Raw genomic sequence first — 14,965 nt, 5'->3', positions numbered from 1 at the left:
CCTGAATTATACCAAATTATGGGTATGCGCATAATCTGCCAGTTCAATTACGGAACTTAGCCCTAATTTGGTCAAGATGCGGGTTTTATAGGTACTGACAGTTTTGTTACTGATAAACATTTCGTCGGCAATCTGTTTATTTGACAAACCATTCACCAGATAACGTAAAACATTAATTTCTCGTTCTGACAACAACCGCGCCCGATTGACAGGATCATGGCTGGAAGGTTGCCCGGCTAATTGGGTCAACGTTTCAGAGGGGAAGAAAGAATACCCACGTAATACGTTCTGTGCAGCAAAAAGAATTTCGCTAATATCTTTATTTTTACTGATGAAACCGTTGGCACCGGCCTGTAATGCCCGTACCGCAAAAACTTGCTCATTCTTGGCGGACAAGAATAATGATTTGCCTGTAAATCCACGTTGCTGTAGTTTTTTCAACAATGAGAAACCATCGAAGTTAGGTAACTCAATATCGATAATAACCAGATCAACAGGGTTGTTTTTTAAAATCTCTAAGGCTTCACTGCCATCAACCGATTCGTAAATGGTTGAAAATTCGTTACTTTGTGATAGTAATGCACGAATGGCGACACGAATAGCCGGGTGGTCATCAACTATCATCACTGATTTTGTCATGTTCTCTCCGTAAATCGTTATATCTTGGGATTCGCAGAGTTAATTCACTGCTCCTCACTCGCACCGATCGACTCCAAATGATTACCCAAGACGAGATAAACAAGAACCACGCTGCCGATGCCCAAAGTACTATTTCGGTGATTCTAATCTCTAATTATAGATTATCAAGAAAAGATTCTTACTCATGTATAGCCCGCTGAAGTCAACTCATCACCGCAACCTTATTCTGCCTAGTGAATTGATTATAAACGAATTAGGAATTTTTTTATTAAATTTAAAATAGATTATTCAGAAAAACAGAGAAGAAATAGTTAATTTATAATTCCAAATGTAAATATATACGACTTTTCAGAGTAGGGTGTAGGAAACTTCTATAATCTATTGTGTGGGTTATTCTAGTATGAATATCAGGGAGATAGGTCCTATCTGATAATGGTTTGCGGATGGTAACCTAATGCAATTAATGATAATACATTAACTATCGCAAAACTGCGGCGGAGCGTGAATCTACAGGATTAAAATAAAAAGCCCGCTTAGTTGCCTAAGCGGGCTTCTCTAATTTGGCTCCTCTGACTGGACTCGAACCAGTGACATACGGATTAACAGTCCGCCGTTCTACCGACTGAACTACAGAGGAATCGTGTGAACGGGGCGAATAATAGCGGGGTATGAGGAACATGTCAAAGGGGAAACAGTAAATTTGGATTGTTTGCTTACAGTTTGCGCAACTTATTGAGAATTTTGGCTTTTAGCTCAATCCTTGCGCAAAAAACGGCCGATTGTTTAACGAAAGAGCGAGCAACGTATTGTTACGCTGCTCGCCAACAAGTCTACTGGGGAGTATCAGCCAGAACAAACATGCCATAGGGATGGATTTGCAGATAATAACTGTCACCGGGGGCGGGTTGCAGTTGTGTGGCATTTACTTGCAATAGCAAAGATTGACCTTGCCAATCCACCAGTACCTCATATTGCGGCCCCATATAAGCCACTTTATTAATAGTACACCGCTGGCTTGGCTCACCTTGCTGACTTAGCGTGATAGCCTCTGGTCGTACACCTACGGTGGACTGTTGCCGTTGGGCGGCAAATCCCTGTGGTTTAGGGATGTGATAACCGAAGATTTCAACGCTACTGCTGTGAATAGTGGCTGGAAAGACGTTAGCGTCACCCATGAAACTGGCCATAAAATGCGAGGCGGGATGGCGATACAGTTCTTGTGGCGCACCAATTTGCATTATTTTACCTTTATTCATCACCAGCACGGTATCAGACACGGCAAAGGCTTCACTTTGGTCGTGGGTAACATACAGCGAGGTAATATTAAACTGCTGCTGCAATTCTCGAATTTTATCACGCATGCTGCGGCGCAAATTAGCATCCAGATTACTGAGCGGTTCATCAAAAAGCAGCACTTTAGGTTTGAGGATTAGTGCCCTTGCCAGCGCAACACGTTGCTGCTGCCCACCGGATATTTGATCCACGAAGCGATCGGCAAAGCCGTCTAAATCTACTAACGCTAAGGCTTCTTGTACACGATCTCGAATCTCATCTTTCGGCAGGCCCAGCATTTTCAGACCATAGCCAATGTTTTCGCCCAGTGACATGTGCGGGAACAAGGCATAGGACTGGAATACCATGCAGATATCCCGTTGCTGGATAGATCGGTCAGTCACATCTTCACCATCGATAAAGATTTGTCCACCGGACGGTTTTTCTAGCCCGGCAACCAGCCGTAATACCGTGGTTTTACCACAACCCGATGGCCCCAGCAGGGTGACCATTTCCCCTTTAGGGATAGCCAGATTGAGACTGTCAATCACGATATTGCTACCAAAACGCTTGGTGACGTGTTTTAGCTCGACGAAATGTTTCTTATCGCCAGTGGCTGTCTTTTGCTCTGACAGATTATTTTGAGTAGATACTGTATTTATAGTAGACATAGCATTCAGCCTTATCAGTACGTCATTATTCAGCATTACTGGCTTTCGAGCGGGCAGTACGCGCTTCGCCAACCAGATAATCAAACAGGAAGATGATGGCGAGCATGACCACAATCAGAATCGAACCATAAGCGATGGCAATACCGTATTCGCCATCTTCCACCCGGTTAAGGATGTAAGAGGTGGCGACCCGTGTATCAGGTGTTACCAGGAAGACGATGGCACTGACGGTAGTCATGGCGCGCACAAAACTGTAAATCAGCGCCGATAGAATCGCCGGGCGTAGCAACGGCAGTAGAATATAAATCACCGTACGCAGCGAACCCGCCCGCAGACTAAGTGATGCCTCATCCAATGATTTATCCAGTTGTCCCAGCCCGGCAATCCCCGCGCGTATCCCTACCGGCACATTACGCATCACCATAGAGATAATAACGATGGCGGCAGTACCGGTCAGGTACACCGGGGCACTGTTAAAGGCCAGAATATAGGACACCCCCGCGACCGTACCCGGTACCGCGAAGCACAACATGGTGCTGAATTCGATGGTTTTTTTACCACGGAACTGTTGGCGCACCACGATATAGGCAATCAGCAGACCAAAGGCGGCGGTGATAGGGGCAGCAATACCCGCATAGAGCAGCGTATCGAGCAGAGAAGGCCATGCGCCGTCACTGAAACCTTGACCAAATAGCTGATTAAAGTTATTCAGCGTCAGGGTGTAATCGACCCCCCAGTTGACGGTGAAACTGCCGTAGAAAATGCTGCCATACAGTAAGACGTTAAAGGCAATCCACACATACAGCATGGCGGTGGTGCCCCACACCAGTGATACCGGTAATGGCTGGACATCGCCCCGAGAAGACTTACCAGAAATGGTGACGTAAGAGCGTTTACCTATCCACATATACTGAATGCAGAAGATAAACAGTGAAAACATCAGCAAGATAACCCCCAGCGTGGAGGCTGCTGGATAGTCAAGTTGTGCACCAGTGATATAGAAGTAGATTTGGGTAGCCAGCACGTCAAAGTTACCACCCAACACTAATGGGTTACTGAAATCAGCCAGTGATTGCACAATGACGATTAGGAATGAGTTGGCCAATGCCGGTTTTAGCAAGGGTAAAAACACCTGCATAAAGGTCTGCCAACGGCTGGCCCGCAAGGTATAAGAGGCTTCCTCCAGCGACGGGTGGATAGTTTTGATTGCGCCATCGAGGATCATAAATGACATCGGCGTAAAGGCTAAAACTTGTGCCAGCCAGATGCCGGTGAAGCCATATAACCAGTTGGTATTGGTCAGTCCGAACCAAGTGACCATCAACTCTGTCACATAGCCGGAGCGGCCCATCATCAAGGTTACACCCAGCCCGACGACAAAGGGTGGGGTAACAATAGGCAGAATTGAGAAGATGCGCCCCAGCAAAGCGGAGCGTTTGGCAATACGTGTGGTATAGATAGCCAGCACCATACCGAAAAAGGTACAACCTATGCCAACCGCCACCGACAGCAGGAACGAATTCCAGATAACTTGCAGGATATGCGCTTGACCGAGGATTGCCATAAACTGCCACGGTGCAAAAGCGCCACTCTCATCGGTAAAGATCGGGATAAAAATGGCAATACTGGGGAACAGAATAAAAACGGTGATCAGGGCAATGATAGTCACCAGTGATCCGAGTACAAAACGGTCACCACCCAGCCATTCAAGGCGTGCCAGCGCCAGAGTAATGATTGCCCCCAGAGCGATAAACAGCCCGATAGTGGCAAATCCTAACCCGCGCCCGAGCCAGGCTGAGCTTACCACCACCACCAGTGCGCAGAATAAGGCATAGCCTGCATCAAACAGATGGCGGTAGCGATGTTCGCGACCAACGGGTGACAATGGCCTGAAAAGCAGCAGTAACGGCAGGCCAAACCACAGCGTACTGATATTAAGGCCAGACCAACCATAAGAGGCCAGTAGCTCCGAACGACTGGCCTCAAGCAGGCCGTAATCCAGGCTAAACGCGGGCAATAGGGCAAAAGCAGCCACGGCGAAAGCCAGCCAATAGAAAATGGCATCCCGTGTCTGCGGGAGCCGCAGAGCATGTGCATGTGTCATGGTGTTCCCCAGATACCCTTTGTCCCTGGCGTTACAGCAATGTTCGCTTACCTTGCGAACCGGCATAAATGCTATGCAAACCGGTCACCGACCGATCTGTTATTCACTTGCTGCCTTGCTGCAACGCCAATGACTCGGTTATAGAAATAAATTATTTATATGAGTCGGAGTCCTTTGTGGGCTTTTATTGGCCCATCTTGACGTCGTTGACCCACTTGGTGATCAGCTTCTTACGCATTTCTGTGGCACCATAAGTGTCCATGTCGTAGTTAATCAGCTTCAGATCATCCAACTTGAGCGAGTTAGGTGAGGTTGCCGCCGTGGTATTGGTCAGAATCTGGTAGGACTGGCCCTTCTGCCATGCCAGTTCTTGTGCCTCTTTTGACAACACCCAATCAACAAATAACTTGGCATTATCCAGATTACGAGCGCCCTTTAGGATACTGACTCCGCCGATTTCATAGCCGGAACCCTCACATGGCGAGATCAATTTCAACGGTGCACCTTTCTCTTTTTCCAGCGAGTAGTCGTGCAGGAAGCCAATACCAATTGTGGTTTCGCCACGGGCAGCATTCCGGGCCGGGGCAATACCGGATTTGGTGTATTGCGACACGTTGGTATTCAGTTTTTTCAGGTAATCGAAGGCGGCATCTTCACCCCATAATTGTGAAAAAGTTGCCAACGCGGTGTAGGCGGTACCGGAGCTTTGTGGATCAGCAATCTGAATTTCACCTTTGTAAACTGGGTTGGTCAGGTCTTTCCAACATTTTGGCTCTGGCAGACCTTTTTCTTTCAAGCGGTCGGTATTCACGCCCATGCCTAAAATGCCGATGTAAACCGCTGAAGAGTAGTTACCTTTGCGTTTGGCCGGATCACGGAACTGCGGCATTATTTGCGTCAGATTAGGTGACTGGTAAGGATAGAGCAGGTCCATTTCACCCGCTTGAGATTGTGGATCCAGAGTGCCGCCATACCAAACATCGGCCTGCGGGTTCTTTTTCTCAGCATCCACTTTGGCCAGCGTGCTGCCGGAACCATTACGAATAAAGCTGGTTTTTACATCGTATTTTGCCCCAAAGGCTTTGGCTTCTTCTTCACACATCGCATTGGTGGCACTGCAATAAATCACCAGACGGCCTTCGGCTTTGGCGACAGTAGTCAAGGCGCTCAGGGCGAGGCCGGCGGCAATCAGAACTGAGAGTGGTGCGAGTTTCATAACATTATCCTTTTATCCCTTTTTGTCGCCGATACGGGGTGACAGGTCGGGCTGATGTTGTAGGGTAGAGGTCGTGCTGACTTCACGTAACGTACTGTTTTATTTTCTTTTTTAGGTGCTACTCACCTGCGTTCCATTGCGGGCTAAAGATTATCTTTATCTTGTGGGGCGAATCTCTTTTGCGCGGGTTCCAACCCCGACAAATTCATACCGGTCATTAATAGCGGCATTAATAGCAACCCAACCCCGGCTGATGCCAGCGTCAGTAAGGCAAAAAAACCTTGCCAGCCATAATGTTGCAATACTTGCGCCAGTGGCCATCCCGCGAGTGCTGCACCGAGGTAGGCAAATAATCCGAGAAATCCAGTGACCGTACCGGCGGCGTCTTTATGGGTATATTCCGTTGCCGCCAATCCAATGAGCATTTGCGGCCCGAAAACAAAAAAACCGATACTGAAAAATGTCACTGACAGCAGCGGATAGTTATGTACCGGTGCCAACCACAGCGCGGTCATAGTCAGAAATAACCCCAGCGCGAATAACAAAATCATCGGTGCCCGTTGACCACGAAATAACAGATCTGATCCCCAGCCAGCAAACAGCGCGCCAAATAATCCACCTAACTCAAATAACGACAACGTGGCATTGGCACTGAGCAAATTGACCCCATGGCTCTCCGCCAGCCAGATATTGCCCCAGTCGTTGAGAGCAATGCGGATCAAATAGACCAGCACATAAGAGACCCCCAGCAACCAGATGGTGCGATTACCTAAAATGGCATCACGTAAAATACGCCCCATCGGCATCGGCGGGCTTTGTTGCTCCTGCCATTGATCCTGTGGATCGCGCCGCCATTGGCCGATAGTCGGCAAACCTTGCTGTTGCGGCTTATCGCACAACTGCCAGCACAGCCAAATCCCTAATACGATGCCTATCGCACCCGGTACCAGTAGTGCGGCTTGCCAGCCATAGTGCGAAGCCAGAAAGGCAGACAGCAGAGGCACTGCCGCCCCCCCGATGCTGATAGAGGTATTCCAGCATCCCCACCAGCTACCGCGTTCACTGCGTGAATACCATGTGCTGAGCAATTTGGCGCATGGCGGCCAGCCCCATCCCTGAAAGAAGCCATTCAAGGTCCACACAATTAACAGTGCGGGTAGGGTGTGGCATAGGGTGAACACCACATTCAGCACCCCGGTCATCATCAGGCCGATGCCCATAATCCAGCGGGCTTGAGTCCGGTCGCTGACGATACCGGAGACAAATTTAGAACCGCCGTAAGCCAGGTAAAACAGGGTGCCGAGTAAGCCGATATCCCCTTTGTCCAACCCCAGTTCCAGTTGCATCACTGGCATCGCGTAATTGACACTTTTACGCGTTAAATAAAAGGCGGCGTAACCCATCACCATGGCGGCCATCAGGCGCGGCCGCCAATAGCGATAACGCGCATTCACCTGTTCCGGCGTCAAAGGCTCGGGGGGTAAAGTCTTCGACGACGTGTACGATGCAGGCATGGATTCCTCCAGTAAGTGAGTTGAGTGTAGGGAAGGTGAAAGTGAAAGAGATGAGACAAGGTTTTAGGCGGCTAGGAATAATGCTTATTTATGAAGACTTTTGATTCAATTTTGTGGGCAGGTTCACAGTGTCATTACTGCGGACGTGAGTGGGTAGATTGACCACCACCCGGGTACCTAGCCGGCGTTGCAGTAACCAGTCTCCCCCCAGTGCGCGCACCCGTTCTTCAATGCCACGCAGGCCAAAACCACCTCCAGGCGGTTGTACCGGAATACCCATGCCATCATCGCGCACGTCCAGCGTGATGATATTGTTACCGATGCGCAGGCTGACGTGAATATTGTGTGCCTTGGCATGCTTATTAATATTGTTCAATAACTCCTGCACCAATCGATACAGGGTGAATATCACTGCATCTTCACCAGGGTCGGGTGGCAGCGCATAATCCAGTTGGAAGTTGATACCTTGCTCGGCAAAAGCAAATTCTTCAGCCAGATGGTGCAGTGCTTGATCCAGCGGCATTTCATCCAGAACTGGCGGACGTAACTGGCGTAACAGTTGGCGCGTGGTTTGATGAATACGTTGCGACAGGGTGCTTATCTGATTTGCTGCGGATTGCGCTGCCGCGGAGGGGGCGCTGCGGTTGACTAACATCGCCTGGATTTGAATTGCAGTGATATTCTGACCAATCTCATCATGCAACTCGCGTGCAATCTCTTTGCGCACATCCTCCTCGGTATGCACCAACCGCTCCATTAGTTTGCGGCGAGTTTGTAATTCTTGTTCTAACTGATTGCGGTAACGGTGCAGATGTTGTGTCAGTTGCTGCTGACGGCTGATAGCGATACCCAGCGTCATCCCCAGCAGGGCTTGGGTCGAGAGGAACAGCTCCAGTTCCGCCAGGTCATGAAACGCGCCACTGGCCTGACGGGTGACTGTTATCATCAGGCTGCCTAATACCGCAGCCAATACCCCCCCTTGCCAACCGAATTTGTAAGCCATAAACACATTGGGCAGAAAAACAAAAATCAGCAACAGGCGCTCCATATTCGGCGTAATAGCAACCTGTATACACACGCCAATGGCAAAAATAAGCGAGCACCAAATCAGTAGCGAGGTACGCAGCGGCGGATCGGGCATCTGTTGGGAAAACAGGTTACGGATGTGCTGCTGCTTTAAATATTCATAGATAAGATAGGTAAAGGGGACTAGCAAAATACCGCCGGTAAAGGTGGCAAGCAGGGTCTGCGTTAACGATAAAGGTAGCCAAAAACCCAGTACGAAGCCGTGCAGTAAGCTGTTGCCCGTCACCGCAGTGAGTAAAAGTAACAGCCGTTGCCAATAAAGGGTGTAGTGATGCCAGAAACGTTGACTCAGCCAGGCGGGCAATAAACTCAGCGCCGATGAAAGCACAATTAAGGCCGTAACTTGTAACTTTTCGCTATACAACCACCACAACATCCCAGATTCGGCCAGCAGCAGTACCGGCCAATAACGGCGGGGTAGCAGAATCATTAAGGCCAGCCGTAGCCCTTGCGGCAGCAGTAAAACGGCGTGTAAACCGTCATTACTGAGATAAAAACTGATGGTCCACAGGGCGAGCCAACTCAGAGAATAGAAGATGGTCAGAAACAGCGATAGCCCCACCGACCGTAGCTGCAACATACTTAGTTACCTGCCAACAACTGATGCTGTAGGGCAAAATGCACCAGTTCGACAGTGGTTTCACAGTTGAGTTTGCCCAGAATATTGGCTCGATGGACGTGGACGGTTTTGTGGCTGAGTGACAATTGCTCGGCAATGGATTTAACACTGATTCCATTGATTAACAATTGGAAAACCTCTTTCTCGCGTGGCGTTAATATTGCCAGTTGTGGCGGATGTTGTGGTATATAACGCAGTGCTCGCAGTGCGTCGGCACACAGATAGAGGCCGCCGCCATTGACCGTCCGCAGCGCCTGAACCAATTCATCCGGCCCACAGCGTTTAGTCAGATAGCCGCTGGCACCCGCATCCATCGCACTTTGCACAAAGGCGGTGGTGTCATAAATACTCAGAATAATTGCGCGAAAATGAGGCATGGTTTGACGCAGACGTTTGAGCAGACTTAGCCCGCTTTCATCCGGCATCGAAATATCCATAACGGTAACATGCACATCGATATTCGGTAGTTCGGCCCACGCCTGCGCTGCCGAACCATATTCACCAATAATGCGAATATCTTTTTCCAGCGAGAGCAGTTGGGCAAACCCAGAGCGGACGACAATATGGTCATCTATCAATGCAACATTAATCATGATTTTTCTGTATTACGGAACCTAGCCTGCATGATGCTCATCAATCTTTGTTGTAGCAATAATTGTTATCAAAAATGTTAGAGGCTTAACAGATGCAGGAAAAATCTGATTATTAACTAGGCAATTATTATCTGAGAAATGAAGCGCTCCACGTGATTGACGGTGGAACGCCTTTGCTGTCGAGTGGAGAGCCGTGCCAACTACGCTGATTTTTTACTGCGATAAATCCGCTGTGGCCGACCCACCTTGCCATAAATAATTTCTGCCTGTAGGGCCTGATTAGTGGCACAGAACTCCAGATAACGGCGTGCCGTGGTACGGCTTAATCCCAGAACCTGGGCGACAGTTTCTGCGGTGTACTCCGCCGTGTTATCACTGAATAGGGTTTGGATTTTGTCCAATGTCATCTGGTCTATGCCTAATGGTAGCGTCACTTTCTGTTCACCACGGGCATAGGTATTATACATTTCATCGATCTGGCGCTGATTAACCTTGGTACCATCTTGTAATACCTGATGGCGGTGGCTGTAACGGGCTAATGACTGCTCCAACCGCTCATAGGCTACCGGTTTAATCAGGTAATCAAAAACCCCATAACGGATTGCTTCAGATACCGTCTCACTATCGCTGGCAGCAGTGACGAAAATAATGCCACCAGAGAAACCCTGTAAGGTCATCTCACGCAGTAATTCCAGGCCACTACCATCGGGCAGATAGTTATCCAGCAAAATCAAATCAGGCTTGAAACGCGTCACCATGCTGCGGGCTTGTTGCAAGTTACCCGCGAGCCAAACTTCGTGGCAATAGCTGCTTTGTTTGATAAATTCTGCATGCATCTCTGCCAGCGGTGTTTCGTCTTCTACCACTAAAATATTAAGCCATTCCATGGGATCTCCTCATCTTTGAGATCAACGCGTCTTCGGAATAAAGACCGTAAATAAGGTGCCGCGCGGCGGATTTTCTTCTATCGTAATGGTGCCGCCACTTTGCTGAACATAGGTGGCTACCAGGTACAGGCCGATCCCGTGTTCGTCTGAATTTTTAGAGCTGATACCGCGTTCGAATAAGCTATCTTGCAGTTGTGGATCGATACCGCAACCGTGGTCGGCAACCTCCAAAATCAAGTTATCCCCTTCATCAGAGAGGTAAATCTCAACCTGTTTATCGCATTCCGGGTTCTTCAAGCTAGCCTCAAAAGCGTTATCCAGTAAATTCCCCATGATGGCAGCCAATTCGTTCTCCCCGATGGTGGGCGGCAGTATGCCCAACTGGCAACCGGGAATAAAGTTCAAGCTCAGCCCTAACTCCTTGGCCCGGTGGTATTTACCGAAGAGTAAAGCGGCAATTTGCCGGTTACTGAACGCGGTACGTAACATATCAATCAGAGCCTGATGGGATGAAGACTCGGTTTTTACCATCTCCAGCGCCCGATCAAACTCTTTCATCTGCAATAACCCACTGATGGTTGACATCCAGTTCAAGTGTTCATGGCGTACCGTGCGCAGATTCTCGACATATTGCTTAATCTGGCTCAGTTGGACGCTAAGAGTATGAATATCATCCTGGCTACGAAAGCTCACCACCCAGCCTTGAAACACCCCCTCTTCAGACCAAATACCCGCCCGATTGGCGATAGTATTCAAGCCATTAAAGGTACATAGCTCATCCTGACGGTTATCGCCGGTTTGATCGAGGAAGAAATGGTCAGGTGAGACCACTTCACTGACGTTGCAACCTATTAACTGTTGTGGTGTGGCGGAGATGTGCAGCATTTTACGCGCATTTTGATTGATTGCAGTGATCCTTCCCTCAGGATCAACCGCCAGCAGCCCTTCAAATACGGCACCAAACAAGGCTTCTTGTTGGCGCAATACCCGCGCTATCTCTTTCGGCTCCATTCCCATCATTTGTCGGCGGATGTGGTGTGCAAACAGCCATGACAGCAATAGCAATACAATCAGCACCATGATAAACGAGTGAGTGAGTGGCAGCAGATAAATGAGTCGCCAGTGGTCAATCTTGCTGATGAGGTAGCCCAGAGAAACGACCCCGATGATTTGTCCTTGTTCGTCGCGGATCGGGGTTTTGGCCCGCATCGCTTCCCCCATCGAGCCTTTACCGAAAATGATATAACTTTCACCTCGTTCCAGCGCACCGGGTTTCGTCCATTGCATCGGATAACCAATCATTTGCGGATTAGGGTGATACAGACGAATCGACTGAGTATCGCCAATCACCAGATAATCAAGATCTGAGGTATCACCTAACCGCCCCACAATTTGTGCTAACTGAGCTTTATCGCGGCGTTTTACTGCATCCACCACCGAATCCATCGCGGCGATAATCTTGGCCTGATTCATCGCGGTTTTACTGACCTGATCCAGTAAATATTGTTCAAAACTGTGGCTCAGAAAACGATCAAGTGTGCCAACCAAAATGATCGAGACGGTTAATAGCAGCAAAAATATACGCAGCGGGAAGGCAATATTCTTCAAGCGACTCCATTTCAGGCCGTGCCATTTTAATTTGCGTAATGGGGAAGAACCTGAAGAGGAACTGGGCATGCTACTCACCTTAATTAACATATGGACCATTAGCACAGGCATTAACATAAGTGAATTTAAGCAATAATTAAATAGCTAAGAGAAATAAAAAATAATATTAATAATTAAAGAAATTAAAACCATTAAATAACTTATATTTACTCTCTTATATGTGAAATAGGTCAATTAACCACGCTATTTTTATGTTTAGCATGTGGTCGTAAATTAATTGTAATTAAAAATCAGTTTTTAAATGGTTATTTTATATTGTTGTTTTTATGTGAATTTTTAATTTAAATCGCACGCTTTGACTTGCCTGATTATCGGGAGTTTAACTTGTGTTTTATTTGTTATATAAACGTTATGCTAGAGAGTGAATTATGGATACGGTATTTAGTCAAATTAATCGTTCAGAGCATCAGCAAATTGCAGAAATAACACGTTTCTTGCGTGCAAACGATCTGAATATAGATACCACTGTTGACGTATTTATTACCGTAAGCCGTAATGAACAACTCGTGGCCTGTGGCGGGATTGCCGGCAATATTATCAAATGCGTGGCAATCAGTGAGCAGGTTAGGGGGGAAGGATTGGCGCTGACCCTGGCGACCGAACTGGTCAATTTGGCCTATGAACGTCACCACAGCCATCTGTTTATTTATACCAAGACCAAGAATGAAGACTTATTTAAAACCTGTGGCTTTTATCCGATAGCCAGTGTCCCCGGTATTGTGGTGTTGATGGAAAATAGCGCCTGCCGCTTGCAGCGTTATGCCAAACAACTAAGCCAGTTACGCCAACCGGGACAAAAAATTGGCAGCATTGTAATGAATGCCAATCCGTTTACCCGTGGGCATCAATATTTAGTCCGCCAGGCCGCGGCACAGTGTGATTGGTTGCACCTGTTTTTGGTGAAAGAAGATAACTCGCGTTTCCCTTATGAAGATCGCCTGCAATTAGTGCTCAGTGGCACCGAGGATATTGCCAATCTTACCGTGCATCCTGGCTCGGAATATATGATCTCTCGTGCCACTTTCCCGTGTTATTTCATTAAAGATCAAGGTGTGGCCGATGACTGTTATACCGAAATCGATCTGAAGATATTCCGTCAATATTTGGCCCCGGCATTGGGTGTCACTCACCGCTTTGTTGGTACCGAACCGTTTTGTACCGTGACCGCCAAATATAACCATGACATGAGCTACTGGCTGGAAACCCCGTTATTAGTCTATCCCCCCATCTCACTGGTAGAAATTGAGCGCCTTAAATATCACAACACCGCTATTTCTGCCTCTTGGGTACGCAAATTACTGGCTCAGGGGGATGGCGAAACCATTCGTAAATTGGTCCCCCCCGCCACCTGCCACTATCTACAACGCCTGCTGGCGCAGCGGGCAAAAAAGGTAGCTTCAGCAAAGGATCCAGCCCTGTTTTAGTCGAATAAAGCAGGGCACAAAGATAGGTGCAGATACGTAGATCAGCAATCTCGAATTTGAAGACAAGTTAATCAGGTGAAAAATGAAAATTATCAGAGAGGCCGTCGCCGGAACACTGGAGTCGAGCGACGTGATGGTGCGCATTGCGCCATTAAATCCACCCGAAATAGATCTGCAAATACATAGCAGTGTGGATAAGCAGTTTGGTGAAGCTATTCGTTACAGTGTTTTGGCACTGTTGGAACAGTATCGGCTAAGCGGAGTGCAACTGATTATTGACGATAAAGGCGCACTGGATTGCGTGTTGCAGGCACGGTTGGAAACCGCGCTACTCAGGGCAAGTGACGAAAAAATTCTGCCATGGAGAGTATCGTGATGAAACCTGAAATGAAAAACAGAATGCGTCGCAGCATGTTATTTGTTCCTGGCGCTAATGCTGCAATGGTAAGCAATGCCTTTATTTATCAGGCTGATGCATTGATGTTCGATCTGGAAGACTCGGTTATTCTGCGCGAAAAAGATGCCGCCCGACGTTTGGTCTATCACGCCTTGCAACACCCGCTTTATCAAGATGTGGAAACCATTGTGCGAGTCAATGCGTTGGACTCAGCCTACGGACTGGCCGATTTGGAAGCGGTGGTCCGAGGGGGGGCCGATATTGTACGTCTGCCCAAAACTGACTGTGCGCAAGATGTGACCGATATGGCGCGCGAGATCAGCCGTATCGAGTCGGAATGCGGCCGTGACGTTGGCAGTACAGGTCTGCTGGCCGCGATTGAGTCAGCACAAGGGATTACTCAGGCACTGGCTATTGCACAGGCATCTCCGCGCCTGATGGGGATTGCATTAGGTGCAGAGGACTATGTGCGTAACTTGCGTACCGAGCGCTCACCAGAAGGTATTGAGCTGCTGTTTGCGCGCTGTTCAATTTTGCAGGCGGCCCGCGCTGTTGGAATTCAGGCTTTCGATACCGTCTATTCCGATGCCAACAACGAAGCCGGTTTTTTGCAGGAAGCCGCATTGATCAAACAACTGGGCTTTGATGGCAAATCGCTGATTAACCCACGGCAAATCGAACTGCTACATAACCTCTACGCCCCGACCGAGAAGGAAGTCCACCACGCACAACGCGTGGTCGATGCGGCGGCGGCGGCGGAAGCCGAAGGACGTGGGGTGGTCTCCCTGAATGGCAAGATGGTAGATAGCCCGGTGATTGAACGGGCACGGTTGGTTTTGCAACGTGCGGTCAGTGGCCTGCGTGAGGAATAAAAG

General features: G+C 48.4%; 12 protein-coding genes and 1 tRNA gene. 3 read left to right on the top strand and 10 right to left on the bottom strand.

Annotated elements, in window-relative coordinates:
- Positions 1 to 6 precede the first annotated feature (6 nt).
- The 10 genes from V1953_RS13210 to dpiB form a co-directional block, all read right to left on the bottom strand.
- Positions 7 to 639, bottom strand: coding sequence for a response regulator (locus V1953_RS13210; protein WP_004705218.1), 633 nt, complete (start codon positions 637 to 639; stop codon positions 7 to 9).
- A gap of 561 nt (positions 640 to 1,200) precedes the next feature.
- Positions 1,201 to 1,276: transfer RNA gene (locus tag V1953_RS13205), tRNA-Asn, on the bottom strand.
- A gap of 193 nt (positions 1,277 to 1,469) precedes the next feature.
- Entirely contained in the window at positions 1,470 to 2,582 is a 1,113-nt protein-coding gene (gene fbpC, locus V1953_RS13200; RefSeq protein WP_442851032.1) for a ferric ABC transporter ATP-binding protein, read from the bottom strand.
- Positions 2,583 to 2,607: 25 nt separating this feature from the next.
- Positions 2,608 to 4,686, bottom strand: coding sequence for an ABC transporter permease (locus V1953_RS13195; protein ID WP_372568953.1), 2,079 nt, complete (start codon positions 4,684 to 4,686; stop codon positions 2,608 to 2,610).
- A 184-nt stretch (positions 4,687 to 4,870) separates the two neighbouring features.
- Entirely contained in the window at positions 4,871 to 5,902 is a 1,032-nt protein-coding gene (locus tag V1953_RS13190) for an ABC transporter substrate-binding protein (RefSeq protein ID WP_442851031.1), read from the bottom strand.
- A gap of 143 nt (positions 5,903 to 6,045) precedes the next feature.
- Positions 6,046 to 7,416 (bottom strand): MFS transporter family glucose-6-phosphate receptor UhpC, encoded by a 1,371-nt coding sequence (gene uhpC, locus V1953_RS13185; RefSeq protein WP_083159220.1) that lies wholly within the window; start codon positions 7,414 to 7,416, stop codon positions 6,046 to 6,048.
- Positions 7,417 to 7,504: 88 nt separating this feature from the next.
- Positions 7,505 to 9,082 carry an MASE1 domain-containing sensor histidine kinase gene (locus V1953_RS13180; protein ID WP_083159219.1) on the bottom strand — a complete coding sequence of 526 codons (1,578 nt, stop codon included), beginning with the start codon at positions 9,080 to 9,082 and terminating at the stop codon, positions 7,505 to 7,507.
- 2 nt (positions 9,083 to 9,084) lie between these two features.
- Positions 9,085 to 9,714, bottom strand: coding sequence for a response regulator (locus V1953_RS13175; RefSeq protein ID WP_083159218.1), 630 nt, complete (start codon positions 9,712 to 9,714; stop codon positions 9,085 to 9,087).
- A gap of 200 nt (positions 9,715 to 9,914) precedes the next feature.
- Complete coding sequence (gene dpiA / locus V1953_RS13170) at positions 9,915 to 10,601, bottom strand: two-component response regulator DpiA (protein ID WP_083159217.1); 687 nt, start codon at positions 10,599 to 10,601, stop codon at positions 9,915 to 9,917.
- 21 nt (positions 10,602 to 10,622) lie between these two features.
- A complete protein-coding gene (gene dpiB / locus V1953_RS13165; protein ID WP_372568956.1) occupies positions 10,623 to 12,299 on the bottom strand; it encodes a sensor histidine kinase DpiB in 1,677 nt (558 codons plus the stop codon).
- A 338-nt stretch (positions 12,300 to 12,637) separates the two neighbouring features.
- Here dpiB and citC point away from each other — a divergent pair, with 338 nt between their 5' ends.
- The 3 genes from citC to citE all read left to right on the top strand — a co-directional run bounded on the left by citC (position 12,638) and on the right by citE (position 14,962).
- Positions 12,638 to 13,693 carry a [citrate (pro-3S)-lyase] ligase gene (gene citC / locus V1953_RS13160; protein ID WP_083159215.1) on the top strand — a complete coding sequence of 352 codons (1,056 nt, stop codon included), beginning with the start codon at positions 12,638 to 12,640 and terminating at the stop codon, positions 13,691 to 13,693.
- A gap of 82 nt (positions 13,694 to 13,775) precedes the next feature.
- A complete protein-coding gene (gene citD / locus V1953_RS13155; protein WP_083159214.1) occupies positions 13,776 to 14,069 on the top strand; it encodes a citrate lyase acyl carrier protein in 294 nt (97 codons plus the stop codon).
- Entirely contained in the window at positions 14,069 to 14,962 is an 894-nt protein-coding gene (citE, locus tag V1953_RS13150; protein ID WP_083159213.1) for a citrate (pro-3S)-lyase subunit beta, read from the top strand. Before citD ends, citE begins: the two co-directional genes overlap by 1 nt.
- Positions 14,963 to 14,965: the final 3 nt, after the last annotated feature.

This window comes from Yersinia sp. 2541 StPb PI, assembly GCF_052217145.1.
GTDB lineage: Bacteria > Pseudomonadota > Gammaproteobacteria > Enterobacterales > Enterobacteriaceae > Yersinia > Yersinia enterocolitica_E.
The sequence above is the reverse complement of the archived record's forward strand: the minus strand, read 5'-3'. Positions and strand labels throughout refer to the sequence as shown.